This is a genomic window from Pseudoalteromonas aliena (assembly GCF_038155085.1).
Classification (GTDB): Bacteria; Pseudomonadota; Gammaproteobacteria; order Enterobacterales; family Alteromonadaceae; genus Pseudoalteromonas; species Pseudoalteromonas aliena_A.
On sequence record NZ_JBAKAU010000030.1, the window covers coordinates 1 to 26,354 of the forward strand.

Consider the following 26,354-nt stretch of genomic DNA (forward strand, 5'->3'; position numbering starts at 1 on the left):
AAAACCGAAGTTTTATTTAACTCTCTGAGTAGTTCGTGCCTCGCTATGCGTTGGCCTTTCCCGTCTCAGTGGGGTCGCATTATAGGGAGATCCGAAAACAGATCAACCCTTTTTTTAGATCTTTTCACTGTTCGAACAAAAATCAAACAAAACCACGTGAAACAACATGAAAAACTGTCTAAGATGATGCTTTTTTATGCTCTTATTTATTATTTAATACAAATATCATTGCTATGTTTGATTTAGGCGTTAAGATAGCAAGTTCACAATGTTAAATTAATGTTTATTTCCTGTTTATTGGTAGATCTAAAATGAAATTACCCGATCAAAAATCTTTTATCTTCTCTGTTATTCTTGCTGTAGTTGGTTTTGTTGTTGTTGAGTTTGCTTTAGGCGGCTTAGCTTTAAACCCTGCATTACTATTTGGTGCTGGTTTATTAATAGGTGCAATTGCTATTGGTGCAATGTCATCTGATGTGACTGAAGAAGCTGAAGTTAAAACAAAAACGCTTTATGTTGGTAACCTTCCTTATCGTGCAAACGAAGGTGTAGTTCGTGCATTATTTGAAGAACAAGGCAAAGTATTCAATGTTCGTTTATTAAAGGATAAGAATACTGGCAAACGTCGTGGCTTTGGTTTTGTTGAAATGGCGCAAGCTGATGCAGACAATGCAATCGCTAACTTGAACGATAGCGAGTTCCAACAACGTACTTTAAAGGTACGTGAAGCAAAACAAAAACAAGAAGATGATTCTAATGCTCTACGTACTGAGACGGATCAATCAGTGTAACTAGCTTTACCGCTAGCTTATTGCAAAACACATCAGCCGTTGCATAATATTGCAGCGGCTTTTTTATGTCTGTTTGTTTATCCACACATAAGTTAAGTTGTTTAAGTAGATAGTTGACTCTATTTGCTATCGCTACGCCTGAATCAAGTAATTTTACATTCCCTTCAAAATACTGACTAATAAGCTTTGCTAATATTGGAAAGTGCGTACACCCTAATACCAATACATCTATAGTTTTGTCTATATGTAGGTCATCAAGCACTTGATTCAACTTGTTTGTATCCAAGGACTCTGTAAAAAAATATTGCTCAGCTAAAGTTACTAACTCCACACTGCTATATAGACTAACAATTACATTACGTGCATGCTCAGTAATTAACGTTTTAGTATATAAACTGGCGACCGTTGCTGGTGTGGCTAATAAGCCAATATGATTTGAACGTGTTAACTCTGCCGCAGGCTTTATTGCTGGCACAACACCTACTATCGGAATATCTGTCATTTGGCGAACTGCGCTAAGTGCAGATGTAGAAGCGGTATTACACGCTATTACAATTAAATCGACGTTAAGCGTGTTGGCTTTGATGAAATGAATAAGTGAACATAATCGGTTAATTATAGTTTGTTGGGATTGAGCGCCATAAGGTAGCAATGCATTATCCATAAAATAGCTGTACTGAGCATTGGGAATACTTTGCTTGATATGCTCGAGTACAGTAGTTCCACCAATACCTGAATCAAAGACCATTATATGCGCTGACAAACTACCGTTCCTACTTTACTTTAAGAACGGCAGTTTGCCATGAGGTATTTATAAAAGAAAGTAGTTTAACTTTGCGTGGTTTCTAAATCAGTAAGATCGTCGACTGCCGAATTTAACTGATTAAGGTTTTCGAACATAGACTTTGTGTAATCCACTAACTTATCTATTTGTTCTTGATCTTGGTTTAGCCATTGTAGAATTCCACCAAGCTGACTTTGTAATCCAAGTTCCCCCGCTTTTTCAAAAGCATTTTTAAGATCGTCATTAAAAGGAGCTAAGCTATCAGCGACTGCTTTTTCTGGTACTGGTTTAAATTCTTCATAACTTTTAACTGATGCTATTGTTTTTGTTTGACGTAAATCCATAGAAAAAGCCACCAGCTGTTCACTTCCAAGACTCAACTCCTGTGCTTGTTCGAATGCTTGATCTAAATCACCACTAAAAAAAATTTTACTCAACCCTTGTAAATCTTCCATCATCGCATTAATAGCTTCTTGCTCTTGCTCGTTTAAGTCACCATTTACCGACATTGAAAATGATACCTGACGAGATTGTGATGATGAGCTTACAAACGACTCACTATTACTATTTTGCTGATAGCTACTTACCGATTGAGATTCAAAAGCGTCCGCAAAGCTAATACTTACCTCATCGCCTTCTGCGGTAATAAATTTGTACTCTGCATTACTTGTCATACTGACATATTGAGACTGGCTTATATTTACGCTGGCAGGCTGTGGGTTGAATAACGATTCTTCTAACTTATCGAGCCCATTGTAAATACCCTCTTTAGATTTATTTATGCCCTTTTCCATGTCGTCATTAAATACACCAGTTCCTTTTAGCTCATCAATAGCATCATCAATGCCCATTTGGACTCCTTTACGCGCATCACCTAGTATACCTTTGAGCGTTTCATCATCAGCGCCGTTCGTTTTTGCTTTATTGACAGTACTGGTCACAAAATCGAGTACATTCTTAATTACCTCATCAAAGTCGAATAAAGGTTTATCCACTTGTTTCTCGGTATTAGGTAAGCCTAATTGCTCAGCCATTTTATCGCCAAGTACTTTTGCAGCCAACTCTTGACCACGTTGCTGATAGCTATCTTGAGGAGACGTAATTGTAGGTTGCTGTATATCAGCTTTATTATTAAATTTATTGATGTTGTTTGGCGTAAAGCCATTATTACCTATTTTCATGATTCGTCTCCTAAGCGTGCGTAATTTATTATCGGCTATAACAGTAAAAACTAAAGTACTATGTGCAATAAAACAGCATAAATGCTAGCCAAAACTAGACAAATACGCAGCGCCCCCTACAATAGCGCCGATAAACAGATCTCAGATAAGGTAGTAGTGTTAATGGCAGTTATTAAAATAGATACCACACAGTACCAAGCGCAGTTAAGTGAAAAAGAGCAGCGTATTAGTGCACAGTTTCGTCGTTTTGGTGTGGAGCAATTAGAAGTATTTAGCTCAGAGCCAACTAACTATCGTCAACGCGCAGAGTTTAGAGTATGGCACGATGGCGACGATCTGTTCCATATTATGTTTGATCAACAAACAAAAGAAAAAATTCGCGTAGATACATTTGATCCTGCGGCCCCTCTTGTTGGTGAAATTATGCAGGTGATGATTGAAAATCTTAAACCATGTGAGATTTTACGCCGCAAGCTATTTCAAATAGATTACCTATCAACCCTAAGCGGTGAAATTTTAGTGAGTCTGCTTTATCACAAGCCTCTAGATGAGCAGTGGCTAACTGAAATAAAAGCACTTAAAGAAAAACTAAGCAGTAAGTATAAAATTGATTTTATTGGCCGTGCACGCAAACAAAAAGAAGTGCTTGGTGACGACTTTGTTACTGAGCGTTTAACAATTAACGGCCAAGAGCTTATTTACCAACAAGTTGAAAACAGCTTTACTCAGCCAAATGCTAAAGTAAATATTAATATGCTGGAATGGGCGCAAGACTTATGTAAACCACTTAAAAATGATTTATTAGAGCTTTATTGCGGTAACGGTAACTTTTCTATTGCACTAGCGGGTTCGTTTAATAAAGTACTAGCAACTGAGATATCTAAATCGTCTGTTCACTCTGCTCAGTATAACATTGCCAAAAACAACGTACATAATCTCGATATTATTCGTATGTCGAGTGAAGAGTTTACTCAAGCAATGAATGGCGAGCGTACTTTCTCTCGTTTAGACGGTATTGATCTTAAAAGCTATGACTGCCAAACCATATTAGTTGATCCTCCACGTGCCGGCATGGACGAATTAACGTGTGACCTAGTAGCTAATTACGAAAACATAATTTATATATCGTGTAATCCAGAAACCCTTGAGCGTGACCTTGATCACTTAACTCGTACGCATAATGTTAAGCGCTTTGCGATATTTGATCAGTTCCCTTATACGCATCACATAGAATCTGGTGTTTTCTTACAAAGAAAATAACGACCTAATATTATATTGCCAGCACCTTAATTAGTGCTGGTATTTGATTTTCACTAAACACTCTAATTTGGTTTTCCATAAGTAACTTAGCAGTCAAACCCATACCCTGTATTTTAATCCCGCTGTGGCTACCATCGTAAATTGTATTTCTACCGCACGAAGGGCTCGACTCTTTAAGTAAAGCAAAACGAATTGCATGCTCATTACATAAACCCAAGGCTTTAGCTGCACCTGTTTTAAATTCTTTAGTTACATCTTTATTAGTGCACGTTACTACTCTTCCCCGCCTTATCTCTGCTGATGGCCGAGGTGTGGCCAAGCCACCAGCTACCTCAGGACAAAACATAACGAACCTATTTTCATTACGCCATAAATTAATTTGCGGGTGTAATATTGCTTGGCTTTTACCGTCGTACCTAACTGGTAAACCTAATAAACAACTCGATATCAATATTTTTTCCATTACTATATCCCTATAAAGTAAAAAAGCTCCTTACGGAGCTTTTTTGTTTTAGCAGAACTTACTTGTTAGCTAAGTAATTAATCAATTTGCTAATGTCTTCAGGTTCAGTAATACCCGACTCACGACCTAGATTTAATTTGTACTTACCATTTACAATAAAGGTAGGTACGCCACGTAGTGCACCTTTTTCTTTAAAGTAGTCTTGATCGCGTTTCATTTTAGAGCTCAGCGTACGTACTGAGAAGCTTTTAAACAACTTATCAAACTTATCACCATCAACCCCCTGCGCTACAAATATATCTTTTACATCTGCAAGCTCATTAAATTTAGCGCGCTTTGTATGGATATGATTAAAAATAGCAGAGATAATTTTATCTTTTTGTGGAAGTACTTCTGCTGTCGCGAGTGCTTGGCTCATCATTTGTTGGTTTTCTGGGTCACGAACACCTACAAAATCCACATGACTCTTTTTAAACTTAACGTCTTTATCAAGCTTAGGCTTAAACTCACCAATCAGTGCTTCCATGTTATTACATGCAGGGCAGTAAAATGAGAAAAACTCTTTAACCTCTGGCTTTTTAGTTACACGCTCAGAAACTACGTCGTAATGCACGCCTTCTTCATATGTTGCTGCAAAACTAGTTGCTGCCATTGGCAGTAGTACAGCAAGTAAGCCCGCTTTAACTAATTTGATCATTATTATTATTCTCCGAGATTAAAGTGTTAGTAAAAAAGCAACTAACTCATCAAGTTCTTGTTGATTTTTGATGGTGTTGAGGTTTATTTTATATTTATCGTTAACAATAAAAGTAGGTACACCCGTAAGTGCGCCTAATTTTGAGTATTTATTTTGTTTGTTTTGCATTGCTTGCTCAGCTGAAATAACTGGCATGCTAGCAATCTCTTGATCGAATGTCGTGCTATCAATACCATTTACTTCAAGTAGCTTTTTAACGTCTTTCATTTCAGTTAATGGTGCGCGTTGAACATGAATACTTTTAAAAATTTTATCCGCAATGCTTTGCGCCTGACCATGCTGCTTAGCAATTATGTAGGCATAGCTCAAATTGCTTTGTGCTTGTGGCGAAACGCCACCCAAAAAGTTTACGTGATTTTTAATAAACTCAGTGCCTTCTGGTAGATTTTTTTCAATTGCTTTAGCAACGGGTTCAAACTTGAAACAATGTGGACAGTAAAATGAGAAAAACTCAGTTACCTGTGGCTCTGCGCTTTTATCTACATCAATAACTGTATATTGGTTATCGGCTTCAAACTCTGCAGCAAGTGCTGCAAATGGTAAACATAAAAGTAATAAACTCAGTTTCAATTTTTTAAGCATTGGTATCTCGTTGTACTTATCTTTAAATAAAATATTATGGCAATAACTTAAGCGGTGCTTCTTGCAGTGCTGCAAGTTGCTCTTTTAGCGCTAAAATTTGTTGCTCCCAGTATTTGTCATCTGCAAACCACGAAAAGTTCCGTACAAAAGCAGGATCGCTCCATCGTTTAGCTACCCATCCCATGTAGTGAATAATACGCATCGCGCGCAGCGGTTCAATCAATTTGAGTTGAGTATGGTCAAAATCACAAAACTCTTCATACGCATTTACAAGGGTGTCTAACTGTAACAGTTGCGTAGCCCTATCGCCACTGAGCATCATCCATAAATCTTGAATTGCAGGACCTTGACGGCTGTCATCTAAATCAACAAACATTAGCGCATCACCTGCCCACAATATGTTACCTGCATGGCAATCCCCATGTAAGCGAATGCTGTGTGTATCTTTATACTGCGTTTGTGTCTGCTCTATTACTAAATCTAAAATAGTATAAAAAGCAGTACTTATTCCCATTGGCACCAAGTTACTTTTTTGAAGATGAACTTTGGCTGTATGTAAGTATTCTTCACAGGTAAGTGTTGGTCTGTGCGCAAATGGTTTGCTTTTAGCAACTTGATGCATACGGCCAATTAATCGCCCCATTACGTCAAGCTGATCTAAATTATCCACTTCAAATAAACGACCACCTACACTTGGAAATAACACAAACAAATAGCCTTGGTGTTCAAACAAGCTTTGCCCATTATATTTGACCGGTGCAACGACTGGTACTTCTGCCTCTGCTAACTCAAATGCAAAATCATGTTCTTCTTGAATTTGCCCTTTGCTCCAGCGTTCTGGGCGATAAAACTTTACTACGTAACGCAGGCCATCTTCAGCCTTAAATTGATAAACTCTGTTTTCGTAACTGTTCAGTGCTAATAAACCCGATTCAGCATAAATGCCTACACTTTCTATAGCATCGAGTATTAGGTCGGGTGTTAAGTCAATAAAGCTAAATTTACTCATACTCTTCTTATATAAAATAAAAGCGGGTTATTCACCCGCTTTTGTTAATTGCTATAATTTCCTACCCCTGGGTAAGTCGATATCACCGAGCTTTGAAAAAGTTACTTGGCTGCGATATCGTTTCGTCAGGTTCACTGACTGGCGAAAGTACAAAGTTAAACTCAGTCATCGGCGCTTTTAAATCATATGGGTCCATTACAAGTGAAAGCGGTACATTATGAGACTGACCAGCTTGCACAGTAAATGATTGCTTACCTATGTATTTAAAGTTATCAAGTCCTTGCACTTTAATGTTAAATGTTTGCTCATATTGCGCTTTGTTAATCACTTTTAACGTGTAAGTGTTTTCTACCAAACCATCAAAGTCGACACGGTATAATTGGTTCCTATCACGGATAATATCAAAGTCCATGGTCTTACGCAGTGCTATATTTGCGACAAGCGCCCCCGTAAGCACAACAAGTATGACCGTATAACCAATGATTTTAGCTCGCAGTGGATTCGTTTTATTTTCTGGTGTTTCTAGGTTTCGCTCTGTCGTATACGAGATAAGCCCTCGCGGATAGTCCATTTTATCCATCACACCATCACAAGCATCAATACACGCACCACAGTTAATACATTCAGCTTGTAAGCCATTACGAATATCTATACCTGTTGGGCATACTTGAACACACAAATTACAGTCAATGCAGTCGCCCATTTCTAAGTCTTCGTGGGCAACTTTACGCGAACGTGGGCCACGACTTTCACCCCTTTGCTCATCATACGTTACGGTGTAGGTATCTTTATCAAACATAGCTGATTGAAAGCGTGAATACGGACAAATATGTAAACACATAATTTCACGCATCCAGCCAGCATTGGCATAAGTACATGCAGCAAAGAAAATAATACTTATTAATGCATAACCACCGACGCTAAAGGTGACAAAATCAGGGAGCAGTTCTCTAATGGGTGTAAAGTAGCCTACAAACGAAATAGCGGTATACAAAGAAAACAAGACCCAGCTGGAGTGCTTGGCTGTTTTTCGCCAAAATTTATCAAAATCCATTGGCCGTTGATCGAGTTTTTTACGCTGATTTGCCGTTCCTTCATACTTTTCTTCAAACCAAATAAAAATAAAGGTCCACACGGTTTGTGGGCAAGTATAACCACACCACACTCGGCCATAAAAAGTGGTAACCAAAAATAGCGCAAATGCTGCCAACATAAATATAAACGCAAGAATAGTAAAATCTTGAGGCCATAGTGTTAAACCAAAAATATTATATTTTTGGCCTATCAAATCAAACAATACAGCTTGTTGCCCGTTAAAATTGATCCAGGGTAATGCCATAAAAGCGAGCATACCTAAAAAACCAATACGTTGCCTGAGTAACTGATGAAGGCCTTTTACAGCACGCACATAAATACGATTTCGGGGATTAAACCTGTCATCATCTCGGCTTAAATCCGGCTTTTGGATTTTTACCTCTGCAGGTATATTTTTTACTTTAATTTGCTTGTCCATCGAAGTTCCTCAACGCCGCTTGGAAATAAAAATTCAGCACTACTCAGGTTCTCTACAACTAAAGTGTAGCAATTTGCTTGGCAGATTTAGGTGAATAAATAGCCTCTTGAATAGTTTCAGATATTTCAGAAATATCTGACTGCTGTTAGCTATTATAACAATATTGGCTAGAATTACTGATATAGATTGCTAATAATTTATTCATCTCAGTTACTTGCTTTTAAAATGCAGTTTATTACACTGCATGGTAATTTAACCCTATTTAGATCAAGGTTTACGTATCCATGAAAAAATTTATTATATTGGTAGTGTTGATCCTTGCCTTTTTCACTATTGACCATCCTTTAATAAAAGAACCCCGTGAAAAGTTATTAGAAGAAGGCATTGGCTTTTTAAGTGATGCCAGCAAAGTAAACAGAAGCCCTGCTGCAAACATGGCTAAAAATAGAATAGCCGCTCAGTTAAAGCTTTCTGAATCTGAGCAAGAGTACATAGAAAAAACATTTACCACTGATGATTCAGTACAGCTTTTTCATTTACGTTACTGTCGTGAGCGCGATCTTAACTTGTATTTTTACGATGAGCGCTTAAACATGGTGTGTAAAATAGTTTCTGAGGCTTTAGAGCAAAAGCGAGCTAAGTAATGGATTTTTCTAACCTAAATAAAAAAGCCAGCGACTCGTTTTATAAACAACGCAATATGCTCAAGCAATTAGCCCAAGGTAAAACGCTTAAGTGTGAAAAATGTAATGGGGTTTTAACGCTTGATCTAGCCACCAGCGAATCTGGTAAAGGCTTAGTAAAGTGTAAGAAAGGCTGCACTGATATTGCTTTAGAACTAGGCGCTTAGATTAAGCGCCTAAAAAGTTAAGCGAATTACTCGTCCCAACTATCATCTGTGATTAAACCACTATTAATAGCAACCACTTCTATAAGCTCTGCAAAACCTAATGCAAAATCACCCATAGATTCATACTGATATTGGCACAGGGCGTCTGAGGTCATATTATTTTGCTGGGCAATTTGCGTTACTGCTTGCTGATCAAGTGCAAAAAAGCTAAGCGTACTAAGTGCGCTTTCTAGCGCTTGTTTAAACTCGGTATCTAACTCTGGGGCATTTAAAAGAGGCTCAGCATACGCTTTTGTCGCCACTAAAAAACCTTCGCTCCAAGGCTTACAAAACTCAAGATTAAACTCTACTGGTAACTTGTATCCAGTTTCAAACACTTGCTCACTAATTTTATGATAAAGCGCCATGAATAAAAACAGCATCTCTTCGTCTAGGTCGTTAGCTGTGTTTGGTAGTATTTGTGCAAGCCATTCGTGTACATCAAGTGGGCTGGGCGAACAAATAACGCCAAATAAATAACCTTCGCTTTGCTCAAGGGTCATAGCTTGAGGCTGAGTGTTTAAAAACGTGCTGAGCTGCTTTGCATGCAACTCAGTAAATTGGGGTATTTGCATTAAAACTCTTTATATTAAATCAATTAAAAATTGAGCGGGTAGCGACCTTGGTTATCTGGTCGGCCTAAAAACTTAACCGCATCATGTACATCTTTTGGTAAGCTGGCACCTGGTTTTACATAACCGGCGACACTAAAATCAAAATTAGCTTTAAGTGTAGCATCTGCTTCAAGGCCTAACGTATTATCTGGGTCAATTAATATAGCTACATCACCCGACTTACAGCTTAACTTGCCTCCTAGAGGGCCTATATTAAACCAGCCATTTAACCCTTGCACATCAATATTTGGGCTCGCTATTTCACCCTTTAACGATTCGCAATAAGGTGCACCCGAGCTATATTCTTCAAGTTCTAATATTACGCGACCTTTAGCTGTTACTGGCAATGGTAGCTGTATTCTTCCCATCGCACGCTCAACCGTTGAGCGAACTAAACCATCGGTTACTTTTACTTTGTTATTAAATAACCCATAACTTATGTCGGCATATCCTGAAATATCACTACGTTCACGCGCATTACCAAATTTAATATTTGCGTTTAACTTACCAGTAAATAATTGCCAGCCTGCTATATCCCACCGTACATTATTTAGTTGCTCGCCTTCAAAGCGTACTTGCATCATTTGCCCTTCCCACACAGTACCAACAGTTTGGCCAATTTCTAACTGTTTAGGCAAGTAAGGCTTTGCTATATCAAGCGCTATGACCGCCGGTAATTTAATAATACAAAACACAATAAAACTGACTAAAAATACAGCCGATAACATTATTATTTTTTTCATTAATTAATTCTCTAATACCAAGCGGCTTACACGTACATAACCCGATTTGTCGTCACGGCTTAAATCTAAATTTTCAATTTTTAAACCATGCTGATTTACAAGTTCGTCTAACCATTCGATTAGTTGATTAAACTCTACAGAGTCGAGCGTTAAACGAAGTGACCCCGTACTAGGCTGCATTTTACTAATATCTATTTGATAACGACCTCGTGTAGAGTTAACAACTTGGCTTAAGTTTGTATTGCTCGCTACGCTAGTATTGCCCGCCGCTTTTAGCTTTACTATGCTCTCGTCAACCCAAACAAGAAGCGCTTGTTGTTTTATTTGTGACTGTTGCGCTTTTTCTATTGCGTTATTTAATGGTCTAAATATACCCATAACTAAAACAAAAATAATAAATACGCCACCAGCGACCATAACTAATTGCTGCTCTTGCTCTTTTAGTGAGCGCCAATATTGCATTAACTGCTTTTTCATACCGCACCTCGCAGTTTAATTTCGCCCACAACATAATCACCGTCGTTATTTAAAGAGCCTTGCTCAACGGTTAAACCTTGTTTTTCGAGTATGGTTTTAACTTTGCCAAATGTTTGAAAGTCTTTTGCTCTAGCGCGAATACGCAGCTCATTTCGACGCTTATCGTAGCGCAGAGTTTCTGGGGTAAATTCGCTCACCTGAGAAAACACATCAACCAAATTTGCGGTTAAGTCTAAAAAGCCAGCTTCACTTGAACCTTGCACTCTATCAAGTGCGCCTTTTATTTGGCTTTTAATTAAGTTAGGGCGAACTTTTACGCCAGGAAACGCTTTTTTATATCTATCAACCACTTGCGCTTTAGCTATTTCTAGTTCCGAGTTGAGTTGATGCAGTTCTATTGCTTTAATTGCAACCGTAGAAACTAGCGCAACGCCTGCAATAATTGCTGCGCCTTTCCAGTATCCCCACCACAATGAGCTTTTCTTTTTAAGCTGATAAAGGCCTTGGCGCAAATTAAATTTAACGCTATCTAATTGCTTTGCAAATAAAGCCAAAGGCAAGTCGTATTCATTGGTTTGTGCGCGTAGGTTAACACTTTCAGGAAAATGATTCGCAGGGCTAAAATGCTTAATGTTTGGATTGCCTAAAGCCGTTAAATAATTACTTAACCAACTTGGCTCAACCGCACTAATATGCCATTGCCCTTGTTTAAATAACCACTGGTTATTAAGTTCAATAGCAGTGGCCTCACCTTCATCTCCCGCAGGGAGTAACAGTGCATCTGGTAATATTTTATAAACAGATAAATCATGCTCTGCAAATAACGCAAGCCATTGTTCAAACCATTCACGATCGGTCATTGCTACACGTATGGCATGTTGCTCGCCAAGCATCGTTGGCTCGCCTACTGCTATAAATAAGTCATCTACATCACAGGCTATATCTTCTTCAAGCATGTACGGCAATGCTTGCTCAAGTTTACGGTTCCACTTTGTGGGTAAGGCAACTGTCTTTAATTGCACTTGGTCACTTGGTAGTAAAACGATAACTTCTCTGCTTTGTGCTTTTTCACTTAACTCAGTTAAGTGGCTTGCATTGGGTAATTCACCACTGGCTATTATTTCTTGTTCTTGTGGTGAGTATATTAACCAGTTAAGCAGTTCTTGTTCGGTTTGACCCGTGCGGATCAACAGTATTTCTGTCACTGTACGCCTCCAAATTTTCGCGCCAGTATCGTTACGTCGCCATCTTTAGCGTGCAGTAATGTGGTCATCGAAAAACGCAGGTCGACAAAATTTGCCTGCGTTTGTAATTTAAAATATTCGCTTTTAATACTAAATAAACTTTTTACTGCGTCTGTATTAGTGCCGCCTTGCTGCTTAACTTCTTCAAAAAATTCATCTATAGTGTCAAAGCCAGTTTGCGGTCTTGCACCTAACACCGCTTCTGCGCCAGATAAGCTCAAGCTTTCTATTAAAGCACTGAGTATGAGCGCTTGCTCAGGCATTAATGTATTTACGTTAATTGATAAAAGCGTACTGCCTGGTATTACACATACATACGGTAATACTTTTTCCATTACTAATGGGTTAAAACCTTTCACTAAACGCAGCTCCGATGTTGACGCAAATAAGCTATTTGCAGTCATATACGGAAATTTACGAGATAAATACTCATCCTCCTCCGCGCCTGAACGATAAGTAATGCTGTCCTCATCAAGCCAATCAAATACGCTATCGGCCATCGCCTCTTCTGACTCATCCGCAGGTAAATCTTCAATATTTTCAAGTAGTGCAAATAACGCTTTATGCGCAGGGTTTGTTTTACTTGTACCGCTTATATCAGGTGCTTGCGCTAAAGCATTTAAGTTTAAGCAAGCTTGTAAATCAGTAATTTGACCACTCAATGTACCATTATCGACCGGGTACGCAGTATTACCTTGAGTTGCCCAAATTTGATCAAGCGATGTTTTATCGGCATCATCTTTCTTACTCTGTATAAGCCCTTTTATAGCTAGCTCTTCTGCACCGTACGCATACCATTTAGCTTGTTGGTGTCCTTGTAGGTTAGTGCTTTTCTGAACTTGCACCATCAAATTAGCACTCATTTCAACCGCTAAAATAGCAGCTAAAGCAACAATAAATAAAACGATAACAAGTGCTGCGCCACGTGACGCTTGCTGTTTACCCATTATCTGCACTCGTACTTTGAGTGGTACTTGGTGGAGCAACAACCTTACCCTGACCAGGAACTAAAAATACTCGACGAATAGGTTCAGCCTCTATTTGCTGAAGTGTTACAGCAACGGCTTTAGGAAGCGCTTTAATTTCCCATTGTTCTTGCCATGCGTTTTTATCATCTAAAAACTCAAACTTGAGCTCTTCTACATTTTCAAGTATTCGCTGTACACGCGGCTCCATATTATCAAGCTGGTCTACGTATACCCTGTAAACGCGTTCAAGGTTGTCATCTAGTACTCTGTAGCCCACAGCTTGTAATTCAGAACGCGGTAATAAGTTTATAGGATTAACCCAGCCGTCGCGCACAAATGCGATGCCATCGTATTGGCTTTCTAACACATAACGACCTGCTAGCAAGTATTGCTCTTGTACATCACCCGATTCGTTTCGAACGGCACGTTTGGTCATTTGGCTAAAATCTTGATCCATTAACCTAAAAGTAGTTTGTAGCCCGTTCAACTCAGCAATTTTGTCATCCGAAGCATCTTTTGCTTTGGTCGTGCTATCTAATATTTGATGGGTGGCAATAATTACAAAAGCAAAAATGCCCAGTGCAACCATTACCTCTAACAACGTAAACCCACGCTGCTTCACTTACTTACTACCTTTGTTGAGATAAGTTGAAAGCTCATATGCCGAGTTCTCATACTTTTCATCAGTAAATACATTGATTGTTACTTTAACAAAGCTTTTGTCGGCTGTAGCTGTTACCTCTTGTTGCCAAAACCATTCAACACCCGCCATTACTTCACTACCTCGTGCATTGTTTTTACCTTGCCACTGCTCACCTTTGGTACGTTGCTCAATAAGTACGTTTTCAGCAACCCAGGATGCGTACGTTTGCTCTTCAATCGTCGTTAAATGATGTATATGCTCGCCAGTGGCTTGCATAGCAGCTATACCTGCCATAGCACAAATGCTAAGCGCCACCAGTACCTCTAATAGCGTAAAGCCTCTATTAAGCTTCATTATTCTGGCTCTCGGCGAAAATTAACAGGTGCAGTAAACTCGCCTTCAATGAAATAAACCGGTTCACTTTGCTCTTTTAATTCAAGTATTAGTTGAAATGCACTGACCTCACCCGATGATAAAATAAGCACTTGGGGTATTTTTACTTTTTTAAACTCTAACAAGCTATCTTCATCACCGCCGCTCATTAGCTCGCGCCAATTAGCCTGTTCTAACAAGTTATCTTGCGCCCACGCTAAATCTTCTAAATTTAAAGTAAGCTTTAACCGCTCATCCAGCTCTATGGGTTTAAACAGCTCTTCACGGTCAAAAGTTATCCATTTTTGACCATCAAAGACTAAGTATTCTAGGGTATTTTCTTCGACTAAAAAACCAAGTTCCACCTGATTTAAAATTGCAAATTCAGATGCCATATTAATGGTGGTATGCAGCCTAAGTGCTTGAGTGTCTAACTCATCTTCAGCGCCACCCTCTAAGCTGTATACCACCATTTTTGTGGCAAAAGCGATGATCACTAATACCACTAAAATTTCGATTAAACTAAAGCCTCTACTTTTTTTATTCAGCTGCTTAAGGCTTACTTGCATAGCAAGCCTCGAGCAGTTGTGTAATTATGCATAAAAGCGTAGTTAGACATTATTGTTCGTCTTCATCCCAGTTACCGATGTCATCATCGGTGCCAACTTCGCCATCTGGACCCATAGAAAAAATATCAAACTTACCAATTTCGCCTGGGCTAATTAATTGATACGTGTTACCCCAAGGATCCTCTGGTAACTCGCTAATAAAGCCGCCATCAGGAAAACGTTTTGGAATTGGCTCAATGCTTGTTTTATTAACTAGCGCTTCTAAACCTTGTTCTGTACTTGGGTAGCTTTTATTTTTAAGCTTGTACAAGCTCATCGCATCTTCAAGTTGTTGAATATCTAAATGCGCCTTATCGATAGCGGCCTCTTCTTGCTGACCCATAATATTAGGCGCAACAATTGACATAATCATTCCGATGATAACCAGTACCACCATTACTTCTAATAAAGAAAAACCTGATTGTTTATTCACGTAATTACCTCGTTATTCTAAAAACACTAAGCAAAAATGATTTAGGTAAAATCATTAATATATAAAAATTATTTAAAGCCCTACGGCTTTGTTCATTGCCATTATTGGTTGCAGTATTGCCATTACTATAAACAATACAATAACGGCCATTGAGGCAATCATTGCGGGCTCAAGTAATTTAAGTGATACGTTAACCATACTTTCAAATTCTCGGTCTTGGTTGTTAGCGGCGCGCTCTAGCATTTGCTCAAGCTCACCTGATTTTTCACCACTGGCTATCATATGCAGCATCATTGGTGGAAACAACTTAGTTTGTTGAAGAGCCGCTCTTAAGCTTGCCCCTTCGCTTACTCTGTCGGAAGCATCGCCAACTGCTTTTTTAATTTTTTCGTTAACTAATACACCACCTGAGATACGCATACCTTCAAGTAGCGGTACAGAACTTGACGATAAAATACTTAATGTACGTGCAAAACGAGCAGTGTTAATCCCACGCGCTACTTTACCAATACCTGGCATGTGCAGTACTTTGTCATCCCACCAAAATCGTATTTTAGGCTGTTTAAGTGCATGCTTAATGCCTATAGCAATTGCGGTAATCGCGATTAAACTAATAAACCAATAATTTTGCACAAAGTGACTGCCAGCCATTACCCACTCGGTGGTCCATGGTAGTACTTGTTTGGTTTTCTCAAACGTTTTAAGTATTTTTGGTACAACCGTACCAAGCAATACCGATACAATACCAATCGCGAATATTACCAAAATAGTAGGATAAACCATGGCTTGCGTTATTTGGCTACGCATATGTTGGCGCTGCTCAGTATAATCGGCAAGTCGGTTAAGTACCTGATCAAGGTGACCTGACTTTTCACCGGCGGCAACCATCGCACGATACAAGTCGTCAAATACATGCGGAAACTCGCTCATACCATCAGCAAGCGTATAACCTTCTACCACCTTTGAACGTACCGACATAAGCATACGTTTTAAACGCGGCTTTTCACATTGTTCAGCAACAGCCATAACCGCGCCTTCAACTGGCAATGCCGATTGAATAAGCGTGGCCAATTGACGAGTAATAAGCGCAAGATCTGACGTTGAAATAGTCGGTTTAAAAAAGCTGCCAAGTAATGGCGCTTTTTCGCCTTTAACTTGTTTATCGCTCTGCGCAGCTGGAACTACCTCTAGCGGAGTTAGCTTTTGCTCTCGTAATACTTGGCGTATTTGCTTTGCAGTATCGGCCTCTAAGATGCCTTTTTTTTCTTTTCCGCGACCATCAAGCGCACGGTATTCAAACGCTGCCATAACTAGGCTTCCTCGCGGGTTACGCGAAGTACTTCTTCAAGTGTTGTTTTACCTGCAAGTACACGGCTACAGCCATCTTGACGAATGCTTGGACTTTTTTGGCGAATGTATTTTTCTACACTTTGCTCGCCTTTACCGCTGTGGATCATTTCACGTATAGCTTCATCTACAACTAACAGCTCATGAATACCAGTACGGCCTTTGTAACCATTAAAGTTACACTCTTCACACCCTACTGCGCGATAAATAGTAGGTTGACTGTCAAACGGTACACCTAGTAATTGACACTCACGTTCGTCAGCTACGTGCCCTTCCTTACAAGATTTACATAAGGTACGAACTAAGCGCTGAGAAAGTACACCAAGTAACGATGATGAAAGTAAAAAGGGTTCAACGCCCATATCTTCCATACGAGTGATTGCACCTGAGGCTGTATTTGTATGTAACGTAGACATTACTAAGTGACCAGTAAGTGATGCTTGCACACCAATTTGAGCCGTTTCAAGATCACGTATTTCACCCACCATTACTACATCGGGATCTTGGCGTAATATTGCACGTAACCCGCGTGCAAATGTCATATCTACTTTTGTATTTACTTGCGTTTGACCAATACCTGGAATTTCGTACTCGATTGGATCTTCAACAGTTAAAATATTACGATCGCGCGAGTTTATTTGGCTCATGCCGGCGTACAAGGTGGTACTTTTACCAGAGCCCGTTGGGCCGGTTACCAAAATAATACCGTGTGGTTTGCTAATTAAATCAGCAAATAATTCACGGTTTTGCGGCGTCATACCTAAATCTTCTAGATTTAAGCGTGCGTTGTTTTTATCAAGTAAACGCAGTACTACACGCTCACCAAAGCTCGATGGCATGGTAGATACACGAACATCAACTGCACGTCCAGCAATACGAAGACTAATACGACCATCTTGAGGAATACGCTTTTCAGCAATATCAAGCTTAGCCATTACCTTAATACGCGAGACAAGTAATGACGCGAGCTTACGGTTTGGTTTTAATACCTCTTTTAAAACTCCGTCAACCCTAAAGCGAATTACTAGCTCTTGCTCAAAGGTTTCGATATGAATATCAGACGCGCCTTCTTTAATTGCTTCACTAAGCATGGCGTTTATAAGCTTAATAATTGGCGCATCGTCATCGCCAGCAAGTAAATCTTCAGTCTGTGGGAGTTCGTCAGCAAGTGAGAACAAATCAACCTCGTTGCCAATATCTTCCATCATCTGTTGTGTTTCAGAGCTATCACGTTGGTATGACGCTTCAAGTAATAGCTCAAATTTATCGTCGTCTAATTGCTCAAGTGTAAAACCATGGCCTGCGATACGGCGGACTTCTAATAGCACTTCCACATCTAGCTCACCACGGTAGTAAACTATGCAATGATCTTTGTTTTTTCCAAGCAATACACCTGCGCGCCTTGCATAAGAAAACGGCAAACGCTTTGCTGGTAACTCAACTAAGGAATCACTCGTTAATAGCTCATCCTGATTATGCATTTGAGGATGAACCACATCTTGGTTTATCTCTTGAATTGCATTAGTCATTTTTACGCTCTTGTGCATTTTGTTTACGTAGAGACTCTTCATACGTAGGTGGAAGTACCAGTTCATCATTCCACTCAGGTAAAATAGGCGTATCTGTCATTGGCATTAACTCAATACCGTCTTCTTTTTGTTTAGACTGTTCACCACGAATAAAGTTATATTTATTAAAACTTAGCTTATTCATGCTTACACCATCACGAATAATGGTTGGGCGAATAAATACAATAAGATTACGCTTACGGCGCGTTGTATTTGTTGATCTAAACAGGTGTCCTAAAATAGGGATATCGCCTAATAACGGCACCTTAGAAACACTTTCTTGTACGTCTTCGTCAATTAAACCGCCAAGTACAACCATACCGCCATCATCGGCCATAACCGTGGTTTTAATTGCGCGTTTATTAACTGAAATATCAACAGCAGTTGCACCACTTACGCTCGATACCTCTTGCTCAATAGTAAGCTGTACTGCAGAGCCATCGTTAATCTGTGGCGTAACTATTAGTTTAATACCAACTTCTTGACGTTCAACCGTTTGGAACGGGTTATCATTGTTACTACCTGTTTGTGAGCCCGTAATAATAGGTACTTCTTGACCAACTAAAATAGATGCTTCTTCGTTATCCATTGTAGTAATAGAAGGGGTCGCCAAAATATTTGAATTTGTATCGGTAGCTACTGCTTGAATGATTGCCCCCCAATCATTTTTAACAACGCCCAGCGCTAAACCATTTATACCACTAAGTAAGGAAGCTAATGGACCATAATCACCTTCTGTTGTTTCCGTATACGGCGTTACCGTACCTGATTCAGTTCCTATTATATTTTTAGTAACCGTTACATCTTGTGCTTGTTCAGCGGCAACAGCTAACGAACCAACGGGAACCGTAGTACCATTGTTAAACTGCAGCATACCGCCTTGCTCAGAAATCCACTGTAAGCCTAAGTTAACCCCGTCGCCTTCCATTACTTCAATAATAATGGCTTCAACTAGTACTTGGGCACGGCGAATATCAAGACGTTCAATTACCGATTCAAGCGATCTCATTGTGTCTGGCTGCGCGGTAATAATTAATGAGTTTGAGTCAGGGTGAGACTCTATACTGCTTTCATTATTGCTTCTGCTACGAGTTTTAGTTGTACCGCCTTGTGCATCTTCTACAATTGACTTACTAACACTCTGCAATACTTTTACTAAATCTTCGGCTTTTGCGTAATTTAAATAAAATACTTTTGTATTACCTTGGCTTTCTAGCTCGCCATCTAAGCGCTTAATGAGCTCAATAGCACGTGTACGTGCTTGGCCTTCACCACTTACAATAACGCTATTGGTTCGTCCATCAGCCACAACTTTTGGAATTAAAAATTCAGGTACACTGCCTTTACCGCTGTTTTTATAAATATTATCGACCACAGAGACAACATCATCTGCCGTCGCATATTTTAGCTTAACGATGTCTACACGCTTGTCACCAGCCTGATCAACAGAACGAATAATCTCAACTAAGCGATTAACCGATGCAGCATGACCCGTTAGCATCATTACGTTAGCCGCATTAAAGTTGGCAACGTGGCCACCATCTTTTTGATCGCTAAATTGACGAACCAAAGGGCCAAGCTCTTGCACACTTACATTTTTAACACGTACTACACGTGTAATCATCATGTCTCCGCTAGCTTCACTACCTTCGTCAATAAGTGGTACATTTGATTTTTTGGCGTCTGAACTTTTTTCTATCTTAACTATGCCATTGTCCATTTCAACAGCTGAGTAACCATAAACTTCCAATACATTTAAGAAGAACTGATAATAAAGAGCTTCATCCATTAACTCATAACTGCGAACATTTACTTTGCCGCGCACGTTAGGGTCAATAATCACTGTTTTATTAAGGTTTTTACCAACAATATTAATGAACTCGTTGATATCAGTTCCTTTAAAGTTAGCAGCATATTCAACAGCAGAAACAGACAAAGAAATACTTGCCGCCAAAAAAAGTGCTGCGTACTTAGCTAACCCTTTTTTAATTTTTTTGAGGTGTAGCACCTGAACCATTATATTAAAACTCCAAAGCTAAATTATTGCAGACTAAATTGCACATCGATTTGTTCACCATCACGTTCTATAGTGATATTGGCATCTGTACTATTACGCAGCTCGTTGATAGCTGACATTGCCTGTTTTAAATCTGTTAATTGATAGCCATTTATAGAAATAGCCAAATCGTTATTTTTTAATCCCATTTGTTTAAACAGTTCAGGCTCTTTACCTGGACTTAAACGATATCCGATTAGTTCGCCATCGTTCATAGCTTGTGAAACACGTATATAGTCAAATAGCTTGCCTGGCTCTTCGAGTAACTCTTCACGTGTTTCTATAATTGCTTTTTTAACGTCTGGATCTGCAGTGGCATCTATTTGTAGTTCACTTGGCTCTAATTTTTGCGGACCCATTTCAGCACCATCACGGGCAGCAAGTACTGGCATAGATACCGTTTTATTAAAATCGAGCCCATCTAGCATCAACGTCTCAAAACGTCCATTAACATTCAAAATAACACGATCTGGTAATATCTGTGCTACTTCAGCGCGCGTGCCTAATACAACTTCTTCAACAAGATAGCTTACTTGCTTACCTTGTGATTCAATAATTGCGATACCTGCTTTATCATCGTTATTAACTGCCACAATACCAGTTAAATTTATACTTAAGCGTGTTTCTGGCGCATTGTTTATAACCTGCGATTGCTTTGCAGTATTATTGTTGTTTGTTACAGTTTTTTTACCAAATAAGAATTGCTCAACAATATGCTGCGCAGAGTTATTACTCGGACCAGGTGATTGATTAGGATTATGGCTAGGTGTAAGTAGGGTTACCGGTGGTTTTGGCCATAAAAGCCAAACTAACTTTGATAATAAAAAGGCAAGATAAACAACAACTAACATTGTTACTAATGCACTCAGCTTAGCATGCGGTAAACGAGTTAAAAATTGTTTTAGCTGTTGGATTTGCTGTTCCATAAATAGTGTTCTTATTTTAATTTACTGCGTTAGCGCGTGCCCATAGTACCCTTTCGTTTTTCTTTCAACAAGCACACTAATATTAAACTTTGTAAACAGAATGAGTGGCTTTAATAACAACATAAAAAATAAGCTGCCATTGTAATACCTTTCATCCAGCAATGATTTCATGATAAATTTTCAGCTATAAAATGTGGGAAAATACCTTAATGAATAATAAAAGCAATGCGAATAAAGACTCTGACCATACTGATAAGCTAAAAGTTCGATTAGATAAATGGTTATGGGCCGCTCGATTTTATAAAACACGTGCAATTGCTCGCGACATGGTACAAGGCGGCAAAGTACATTATAATGGCCAACGTACCAAGGCAAGTAAAATAGTTGAGGTTGGAGCAGTAATAAAACTAGCTCAAGGCGTAGATGAAAAGCTTATTACTATACTCTCTGTGCTTGAAAAGCGCCAAAGCGCCCCCATTGCACAGACCATGTATCAAGAATCTGATGCAAGTATTGCTAAACGCGAAGAAAACGCCATCGCTCGCAAAAATAATAGCTTCTTTGCACCACATCCGGATAGAAAGCCGGATAAAAAGCAAAGGCGCGAACTTTTAAAAATGAAATCAAGTTAGGTATAGCCGCTCATGCAACAAGATCTACTTCACCGTTATTTATTTGACGACCTCGATGTTCGTGGTGAACTCGTGCAAATCGAAAACGCCTACAACGAAATGATTGCCAATCATAATTATCCTCAGCCTGTTAAGGCCTTATTAGGTGAGTTACTCGTTGCAACGTGCTTATTAACAGCGACCTTAAAGTTTGAAGGTGAGATAGCCGTTCAACTACAAGGTGATGGTCCCGTTAAATACGCAGTTATTAATGGTGACGATAAACAAAACATGCGTGGAATAGCCCGCATGCAAAGTGAAGTAACAGGCTCATCAGTAAAAGAGCTGATTGGTAAAGGCTATATGGTCATTACCATCACCCCAACTAAAGGTGAGCGTTACCAGGGCATTGTTCCTCTTGAACATGATACATTAAGCGAGTGTATTGAAAGCTATTTTGAACAATCAGAGCAACTAAAAACTCGCCTTTGGTTTGCAACAGATACTAGCGAAGGTAACGCTAAAGCATGTGGCTTATTTTTACAGGTACTGCCAGTAGATAAACAAAAGTCGATTGATGACTTTGCACATTTAGAAGCACTAAGTAGCACTATTAAAGACGAAGAATTATTAGAACTTGATGCCAATACAGTACTAACGCGCCTATACCATGAAGATAACCCTCGTGTATTTGAACCTCAAGCAATTACGTTCAAATGTGGCTGTAGCCGAGAAAAAACAATTACGGCTCTTGTTAATGTAGGGCAACAAGCGCTACTTGATGATGTCGCTAAAAATGGTTCGGTTAATATAAGCTGCCACTACTGTTTAAAAGAATATATTTTTAACGAGCAAGATGTAAAAAATATTTTTAACTAATTAAATGTTTCATCCAAAATCTTATTATAAAGCCGCAAAACACGCGGTTTTATATTATAAAAAGATGATACCGGTGTCATGAATTTTGTTAATTTACTGACACCGGTATCATTGAAATTAATCATGTTTTTTAGCAAATACATGTGTTTTTAGAGCCTTTACGGGCTCGAATATCTCAAAACCTTCTGTTACTATCATTTCAGCTTAAGGGCACTGATAACCCCAGAGCTATCCCGTTCAAACTCTCACACATTATAGTTAGGTATAAACATGACTACAGGCGCTACACGTTTTGTCGATTTAACCGCAGCTGAACTTGTCGAGCATGCGATCCGCCGTGGCGAAGGTACTTTAGCCGCAAATGGTGCTTTTGTTGCAATTACAGGAAAACGAACTGGTCGTTCACCAAAAGATCGTTTTATTGTACAAGAAGCATCTACTCAAAATGACATACAATGGGGCAACGTAAACCGTCCATTTGATGCAGACAAATTTGACACTCTATGGGCTCGCGTAGAAGCACATGTTCAAAATAATGACCACTTCACCTCTCACCTAGAAGTTGGCGCAGACCCTGAACACTATCTACCTGTAGTTGTTACTACAGAGAAAGCGTGGCACCATATCTTTGCCAAAAACATGTTTATCGAACCAAAAAACTATAACGCTTCTAACTTACCACAATGGCAAGTAATGAACGTACCCTCATTCGTTTGTGATACAGAGCGTGATGGTACAAATAGCGACGGTACCGTTATTATTAACTTTGCGCAGCGTAAAGTTTTATTAGCAGGTATGCGCTACGCTGGTGAAATGAAAAAATCGATGTTTTCTGTTCAAAACTTCCTACTTCCTGCTAAAGGTGTATTACCAATGCACTGCTCGGCTAATGTAGGCGAAGCTGGCGATACAGCATTATTCTTCGGTTTATCGGGTACAGGAAAAACAACACTTTCTGCAGATCCAACTCGATTTTTAATTGGTGATGACGAACACGGCTGGGCTCCAGGTAGCGTGTTTAATATTGAAGGTGGTTGCTACGCAAAATGTATCGACCTCTCACAAAAAAATGAGCCAGTAATTTGGGATGCTATTCGATTTGGTACTATTTTAGAAAACGTAGTATTGGATGAATCACGCACACCAGATTTTAACGACACGAGCTTAACGCAAAATAGTCGCGCAGCTTACCCGCTTGAACACGTAGAAAAACGTAAAGTAGAAAACCGTGCTGGCGAACCAAAAGCAGTCGTATTCTTAACCTGTGACGTAAGCGGCGTGTTGCCTCCTGTATCTGTATTAACAGAAGAAGCAGCAGCTTTTCACTTTTTAAGTGGATATACAGCAAAAGTTGGCTCTACTGAAATCGGCTCAACAAGCGACATAGAATCAACATTTTCTACATGTTTTGGTGCACCATTCTTCCCACGCCCAGCAGGTGTATACGCAGAGCTTCTTATGAAGCGAGTTCGTGAATTTGGCGCAAAAGTGTACCTTGTAAATACAGGGTGGACAGGTGGTCCTTACGGAACAGGCAAACGCTTTGATATTCCAACTACACGAGCAGTAGTCGATGCAATCGTATCTGGGAAGTTAGCAGGCGTTGAAACTCAGCATATTGATGTTTTAAACCTAGATGTACCAGTAGCCGTTCCAGGTGTAGATACTAACTTACTTAATCCTATAAATACGTGGAAAGAGAAAGCTAAGTACAATGAATATGCAGCAAAACTTGCCGCCGACTTCACTGAAAACTTTGCTAAGTATGACGTATCAGACGATATAAAAAATGCAGGACCTAAAGCTTAAATAAGCTTCAAGCTTGTATTTTAACGCCAGCCAAGGGCTGGCGTTTTACTTTCTAAATACCTAAGCTAATAAGTGCGACAAAATGCCGCACAACTCATATCCAAAACCATATAATATACCGCGTAGTTAATCATTCCATAATGCCCAATAAACCTGCATTACTAATTACGGCTATTTAATTAATGACACTAAAGCTTTCATGGCGAAAAAAATTCAGGCGGTTACATTTATACTTAGGCCTATCAGTAGGTGTTTTACTTACTATTACTACTCTTTCTGGCTCTATATTAGTTTACTACCCGCAAATAGACTTACTGCTAAATCCAGTAAATGACGCTACTACAAACATAAAAACGCCTAATTGGGATCAAGCATATAATACGCTAAGAGCCAATTTTCCTACAAAGCAAGGGCCATGGCGATTAGAAAGCACAGGTATAAACTCAGTAATTCCCGCGCGATACTACAATCCAGTAGAAACAAAAGAGCAGGGCTTTGCCCCCTTAATTGTATGGCTATCTAGCAGTGGTGATAAAGTAATACGTAAAAGCTATTGGGGAGAATACTTAGTAACTTGGATGTACAACTTACATTTTTCATTACTAACAGGAACAACGGGCACTCTCGTTGTTGGCTATATAGGAATAGCCTCAATAGCTCTTCTCATCTCTGGATTCTTTGCTTGGCTTCCAAAGCCTGGGCAGTGGGTAAAGGCACTAAAATTTAAATCTCGTAGCTCAAAAATAGGCTTGCTATACGACTGGCATAAACTAATTGGTTTAACCTTCAGCATACCGTTACTAGCTTTAACTGTTACAGGTGTTATGCTCGCGATTCCAAAACAGACAGATCCTATATTAACAGCCCTAGTTGGCGATATGAACTCCCCAACAAAAACACAAATACAACCGAGAAAACAAACCAATATTCCTTTATCACAAGCGATATTAATAGCTAAAAAAACATTACCGGGTACGCGTTTAGCTTGGATTGAAACACCATCAAACTTAAATGCAGTTTACAGATTTAGATTTCAAACTGTAAACGATCCTTCGTATCGCTTTCCGCATAGCTATATAGAGGTGAATGCCCTTACAGGAAAATTAGAGAGCGTGTTTAATATAGATAAACAAAGTACAGCTAATAAAATTAAAAACTGGATACACCCTCTACATGATGGCAGCTTTGGCGGTAACATTTTAAAAGTAATTTGGATGTTGAGTGGCTTTGGATCTGCAGCATTGTTTTTTATGGGAGTATATAGATGGTTAGTTAGAACCAAGAGAATACATAATTAGCTTTAGTTGAAAGAGTACACTAATCACTTTTCAGCAAGTCTTGTCGATGGTTTTTTAATATAAAGTATATGGCCTTAGTTAACCTTAGGGTTCAAAATTAATAGCGCTCAATACATATTAAATTAAACCAGCCCTTAACCGCTTATCTGGCTATAAAACAATTAATGAAAGGTAGTTTAATACTGCTAGTTTATGTAGGCACTCCATAAGTACTATTAAATAAACCTCATGCCATTAGATTTAAGGTCTATGTGTAAAGTCTCTGTATCAACCTCTACTTAACTATTTTTATTCTCTTCAGTTAAGCTGCTAAAAGCGTATATAAAGACTTAAAGGTCATGCTCAATACTTATCACAAGACCAAATAGTTAAGCTTTGATATTAAGTCAAATGTTAAGCCAATTGGTATAATTTACCCACAGTCCAAATACTACTCAGGCTTTTTACAATGTAAACTCGGGGCGGCCTTGTGCAGGGCTCGCCTTCGAGCTGTTTTGCTTTCCTGCTGAGTTCGGGATGGGGTCTTGGC

Annotated in this window: 28 protein-coding genes; 8 read left to right on the forward strand and 20 right to left on the reverse strand. The window is 39.2% G+C overall.

From position 1 onward, the window contains the following. The first annotated feature begins 311 nt into the window (after positions 1-311). A complete protein-coding gene (locus V6260_RS17730; protein WP_341595455.1) occupies positions 312-791 on the forward strand; it encodes an RNA-binding protein in 480 nt (159 codons plus the stop codon). Here the strand turns inward: V6260_RS17730 and murI are convergent. Together murI and V6260_RS17740 are read right to left on the reverse strand one after the other, a co-directional pair. Next, on the reverse strand, positions 754-1,554 hold the full coding sequence (murI, locus tag V6260_RS17735; protein WP_341595456.1) for a glutamate racemase: 801 nt from the start codon (positions 1,552-1,554) through the stop codon (positions 754-756). The two genes, V6260_RS17730 and murI, sit on opposite strands and share 38 nt — an antisense overlap. Positions 1,555-1,619: 65 nt before the next feature. Then, the gene (locus tag V6260_RS17740) at positions 1,620-2,756 is read right to left on the reverse strand and encodes a DUF5610 domain-containing protein (protein ID WP_341595457.1); all 1,137 of its coding nucleotides are present in this window, start codon (positions 2,754-2,756) and stop codon (positions 1,620-1,622) included. 162 nt (positions 2,757-2,918) lie between these two features. Here V6260_RS17740 and trmA point away from each other — a divergent pair, with 162 nt between their 5' ends. Then, on the forward strand, positions 2,919-4,016 hold the full coding sequence (trmA, locus tag V6260_RS17745) for a tRNA (uridine(54)-C5)-methyltransferase TrmA (RefSeq protein WP_341595475.1): 1,098 nt from the start codon (positions 2,919-2,921) through the stop codon (positions 4,014-4,016). A gap of 10 nt (positions 4,017-4,026) precedes the next feature. On the opposite strand, the gene V6260_RS17750 is transcribed toward trmA, so the two are convergent. From V6260_RS17750 to ccoG, 5 genes are all read right to left on the reverse strand, one after another. After that, on the reverse strand, positions 4,027-4,479 hold the full coding sequence (locus V6260_RS17750) for a DUF523 domain-containing protein (RefSeq protein ID WP_341595458.1): 453 nt from the start codon (positions 4,477-4,479) through the stop codon (positions 4,027-4,029). A 58-nt stretch (positions 4,480-4,537) separates the two neighbouring features. Next, the gene (locus V6260_RS17755) at positions 4,538-5,176 is read right to left on the reverse strand and encodes a thiol:disulfide interchange protein DsbA/DsbL (RefSeq protein ID WP_341595459.1); all 639 of its coding nucleotides are present in this window, start codon (positions 5,174-5,176) and stop codon (positions 4,538-4,540) included. Positions 5,177-5,194: 18 nt separating this feature from the next. Further along, positions 5,195-5,818, reverse strand: a complete 624-nt coding sequence (locus tag V6260_RS17760) for a thiol:disulfide interchange protein DsbA/DsbL (RefSeq protein WP_341595460.1) — start codon at positions 5,816-5,818, stop codon at positions 5,195-5,197. A 34-nt stretch (positions 5,819-5,852) separates the two neighbouring features. Then, positions 5,853-6,827, reverse strand: coding sequence for a serine/threonine protein kinase (locus V6260_RS17765; protein ID WP_341595461.1), 975 nt, complete (start codon positions 6,825-6,827; stop codon positions 5,853-5,855). Positions 6,828-6,909: 82 nt separating this feature from the next. Continuing rightward, positions 6,910-8,340: a cytochrome c oxidase accessory protein CcoG gene (gene ccoG, locus V6260_RS17770; RefSeq protein ID WP_341595462.1), complete on the reverse strand. Its 1,431-nt coding sequence runs from the start codon at positions 8,338-8,340 to the stop codon at positions 6,910-6,912. Positions 8,341-8,624: 284 nt separating this feature from the next. Between ccoG and V6260_RS17775 the strand changes: the two genes are divergently transcribed. Continuing rightward, positions 8,625-8,984 carry a hypothetical protein gene (locus V6260_RS17775; RefSeq protein ID WP_341595463.1) on the forward strand — a complete coding sequence of 120 codons (360 nt, stop codon included), beginning with the start codon at positions 8,625-8,627 and terminating at the stop codon, positions 8,982-8,984. Then, the gene (locus V6260_RS17780) at positions 8,984-9,190 is read left to right on the forward strand and encodes a hypothetical protein (protein WP_211001725.1); all 207 of its coding nucleotides are present in this window, start codon (positions 8,984-8,986) and stop codon (positions 9,188-9,190) included. The genes V6260_RS17775 and V6260_RS17780 overlap by 1 nt, the downstream gene beginning before the upstream one ends. Positions 9,191-9,216: 26 nt before the next feature. Here V6260_RS17780 and V6260_RS17785 read toward each other — a convergent pair whose 3' ends face one another. The 13 genes from V6260_RS17785 to gspC all read right to left on the reverse strand — a co-directional run bounded on the left by V6260_RS17785 (position 9,217) and on the right by gspC (position 21,228). Continuing rightward, on the reverse strand, positions 9,217-9,804 hold the full coding sequence (locus V6260_RS17785; protein ID WP_211001724.1) for a UPF0149 family protein: 588 nt from the start codon (positions 9,802-9,804) through the stop codon (positions 9,217-9,219). A 23-nt stretch (positions 9,805-9,827) separates the two neighbouring features. Next, a complete protein-coding gene (locus tag V6260_RS17790) occupies positions 9,828-10,586 on the reverse strand; it encodes a type II secretion system protein N (RefSeq protein WP_341595464.1) in 759 nt (252 codons plus the stop codon). A 3-nt stretch (positions 10,587-10,589) separates the two neighbouring features. Further along, entirely contained in the window at positions 10,590-11,063 is a 474-nt protein-coding gene (gspM, locus tag V6260_RS17795) for a type II secretion system protein GspM (protein ID WP_211001722.1), read from the reverse strand. Then, positions 11,060-12,268, reverse strand: coding sequence for a type II secretion system protein GspL (gene gspL, locus V6260_RS17800; RefSeq protein WP_211001721.1), 1,209 nt, complete (start codon positions 12,266-12,268; stop codon positions 11,060-11,062). Before gspL ends, gspM begins: the two co-directional genes overlap by 4 nt. Then, positions 12,265-13,254: a type II secretion system minor pseudopilin GspK gene (gene gspK / locus V6260_RS17805; protein ID WP_341595465.1), complete on the reverse strand. Its 990-nt coding sequence runs from the start codon at positions 13,252-13,254 to the stop codon at positions 12,265-12,267. Before gspK ends, gspL begins: the two co-directional genes overlap by 4 nt. Continuing rightward, positions 13,247-13,897 (reverse strand): type II secretion system minor pseudopilin GspJ, encoded by a 651-nt coding sequence (gene gspJ / locus V6260_RS17810; RefSeq protein ID WP_341595466.1) that lies wholly within the window; start codon positions 13,895-13,897, stop codon positions 13,247-13,249. The genes gspK and gspJ overlap by 8 nt, the downstream gene beginning before the upstream one ends. After that, a complete protein-coding gene (gspI, locus tag V6260_RS17815) occupies positions 13,898-14,272 on the reverse strand; it encodes a type II secretion system minor pseudopilin GspI (RefSeq protein ID WP_138683104.1) in 375 nt (124 codons plus the stop codon). Further along, entirely contained in the window at positions 14,272-14,859 is a 588-nt protein-coding gene (locus V6260_RS17820; RefSeq protein ID WP_341595467.1) for a pilus assembly FimT family protein, read from the reverse strand. Before V6260_RS17820 ends, gspI begins: the two co-directional genes overlap by 1 nt. 49 nt (positions 14,860-14,908) lie before the next feature. Beyond that, positions 14,909-15,331 carry a type II secretion system major pseudopilin GspG gene (gene gspG, locus V6260_RS17825; protein ID WP_211001717.1) on the reverse strand — a complete coding sequence of 141 codons (423 nt, stop codon included), beginning with the start codon at positions 15,329-15,331 and terminating at the stop codon, positions 14,909-14,911. Between the two features lie 72 nt (positions 15,332-15,403). Beyond that, positions 15,404-16,639, reverse strand: a complete 1,236-nt coding sequence (gspF, locus tag V6260_RS17830; RefSeq protein WP_138683107.1) for a type II secretion system inner membrane protein GspF — start codon at positions 16,637-16,639, stop codon at positions 15,404-15,406. 2 nt (positions 16,640-16,641) lie between these two features. Then, positions 16,642-18,207 carry a type II secretion system ATPase GspE gene (gene gspE / locus V6260_RS17835; protein WP_341595468.1) on the reverse strand — a complete coding sequence of 522 codons (1,566 nt, stop codon included), beginning with the start codon at positions 18,205-18,207 and terminating at the stop codon, positions 16,642-16,644. Then, the gene (gene gspD, locus V6260_RS17840) at positions 18,200-20,263 is read right to left on the reverse strand and encodes a type II secretion system secretin GspD (protein WP_341595469.1); all 2,064 of its coding nucleotides are present in this window, start codon (positions 20,261-20,263) and stop codon (positions 18,200-18,202) included. Before gspD ends, gspE begins: the two co-directional genes overlap by 8 nt. A 23-nt stretch (positions 20,264-20,286) precedes the next feature. Beyond that, positions 20,287-21,228, reverse strand: a complete 942-nt coding sequence (gene gspC, locus V6260_RS17845; RefSeq protein WP_341595470.1) for a type II secretion system protein GspC — start codon at positions 21,226-21,228, stop codon at positions 20,287-20,289. Between the two features lie 209 nt (positions 21,229-21,437). Here gspC and hslR point away from each other — a divergent pair, with 209 nt between their 5' ends. From hslR to V6260_RS17865, 4 genes are all read left to right on the forward strand, one after another. Continuing rightward, the gene (gene hslR / locus V6260_RS17850; protein ID WP_341595471.1) at positions 21,438-21,860 is read left to right on the forward strand and encodes a ribosome-associated heat shock protein Hsp15; all 423 of its coding nucleotides are present in this window, start codon (positions 21,438-21,440) and stop codon (positions 21,858-21,860) included. Positions 21,861-21,872: 12 nt separating this feature from the next. Continuing rightward, on the forward strand, positions 21,873-22,718 hold the full coding sequence (hslO, locus tag V6260_RS17855; RefSeq protein ID WP_341595472.1) for an Hsp33 family molecular chaperone HslO: 846 nt from the start codon (positions 21,873-21,875) through the stop codon (positions 22,716-22,718). Positions 22,719-22,988: 270 nt separating this feature from the next. Continuing rightward, positions 22,989-24,527: a phosphoenolpyruvate carboxykinase gene (locus V6260_RS17860; RefSeq protein ID WP_341595473.1), complete on the forward strand. Its 1,539-nt coding sequence runs from the start codon at positions 22,989-22,991 to the stop codon at positions 24,525-24,527. Between the two features lie 182 nt (positions 24,528-24,709). Continuing rightward, the gene (locus tag V6260_RS17865) at positions 24,710-25,825 is read left to right on the forward strand and encodes a PepSY-associated TM helix domain-containing protein (RefSeq protein ID WP_341595474.1); all 1,116 of its coding nucleotides are present in this window, start codon (positions 24,710-24,712) and stop codon (positions 25,823-25,825) included. The last annotated feature ends 529 nt before the right edge of the window (positions 25,826-26,354 follow it).

Coding starts and splice junctions, on each gene's coding strand:
- V6260_RS17790 (WP_341595464.1), bottom strand. CDS start 10,586: ATGAAAAAAATAATAATGTTATCGGCTGTATTTTTAGTCAGTTTTATT.
- trmA (WP_341595475.1), top strand. CDS start 2,919: ATGGCAGTTATTAAAATAGATACCACACAGTACCAAGCGCAGTTAAGT.
- V6260_RS17785 (WP_211001724.1), bottom strand. CDS start 9,804: ATGCAAATACCCCAATTTACTGAGTTGCATGCAAAGCAGCTCAGCACG.
- V6260_RS17765 (WP_341595461.1), bottom strand. CDS start 6,827: ATGAGTAAATTTAGCTTTATTGACTTAACACCCGACCTAATACTCGAT.
- gspD (WP_341595469.1), bottom strand. CDS start 20,263: ATGGTTCAGGTGCTACACCTCAAAAAAATTAAAAAAGGGTTAGCTAAG.
- V6260_RS17865 (WP_341595474.1), top strand. CDS start 24,710: ATGACACTAAAGCTTTCATGGCGAAAAAAATTCAGGCGGTTACATTTA.
- V6260_RS17730 (WP_341595455.1), top strand. CDS start 312: ATGAAATTACCCGATCAAAAATCTTTTATCTTCTCTGTTATTCTTGCT.
- gspI (WP_138683104.1), bottom strand. CDS start 14,272: ATGAAGCTTAATAGAGGCTTTACGCTATTAGAGGTACTGGTGGCGCTT.
- hslR (WP_341595471.1), top strand. CDS start 21,438: ATGAATAATAAAAGCAATGCGAATAAAGACTCTGACCATACTGATAAG.
- V6260_RS17760 (WP_341595460.1), bottom strand. CDS start 5,818: ATGCTTAAAAAATTGAAACTGAGTTTATTACTTTTATGTTTACCATTT.
- V6260_RS17775 (WP_341595463.1), top strand. CDS start 8,625: ATGAAAAAATTTATTATATTGGTAGTGTTGATCCTTGCCTTTTTCACT.
- gspK (WP_341595465.1), bottom strand. CDS start 13,254: ATGGGTAAACAGCAAGCGTCACGTGGCGCAGCACTTGTTATCGTTTTA.
- ccoG (WP_341595462.1), bottom strand. CDS start 8,340: ATGGACAAGCAAATTAAAGTAAAAAATATACCTGCAGAGGTAAAAATC.
- gspE (WP_341595468.1), bottom strand. CDS start 18,207: ATGACTAATGCAATTCAAGAGATAAACCAAGATGTGGTTCATCCTCAA.
- gspF (WP_138683107.1), bottom strand. CDS start 16,639: ATGGCAGCGTTTGAATACCGTGCGCTTGATGGTCGCGGAAAAGAAAAA.
- gspM (WP_211001722.1), bottom strand. CDS start 11,063: ATGAAAAAGCAGTTAATGCAATATTGGCGCTCACTAAAAGAGCAAGAG.
- V6260_RS17740 (WP_341595457.1), bottom strand. CDS start 2,756: ATGAAAATAGGTAATAATGGCTTTACGCCAAACAACATCAATAAATTT.
- V6260_RS17820 (WP_341595467.1), bottom strand. CDS start 14,859: ATGCAAGTAAGCCTTAAGCAGCTGAATAAAAAAAGTAGAGGCTTTAGT.
- V6260_RS17860 (WP_341595473.1), top strand. CDS start 22,989: ATGACTACAGGCGCTACACGTTTTGTCGATTTAACCGCAGCTGAACTT.
- hslO (WP_341595472.1), top strand. CDS start 21,873: ATGCAACAAGATCTACTTCACCGTTATTTATTTGACGACCTCGATGTT.
- gspC (WP_341595470.1), bottom strand. CDS start 21,228: ATGGAACAGCAAATCCAACAGCTAAAACAATTTTTAACTCGTTTACCG.
- V6260_RS17755 (WP_341595459.1), bottom strand. CDS start 5,176: ATGATCAAATTAGTTAAAGCGGGCTTACTTGCTGTACTACTGCCAATG.
- V6260_RS17780 (WP_211001725.1), top strand. CDS start 8,984: ATGGATTTTTCTAACCTAAATAAAAAAGCCAGCGACTCGTTTTATAAA.
- V6260_RS17750 (WP_341595458.1), bottom strand. CDS start 4,479: ATGGAAAAAATATTGATATCGAGTTGTTTATTAGGTTTACCAGTTAGG.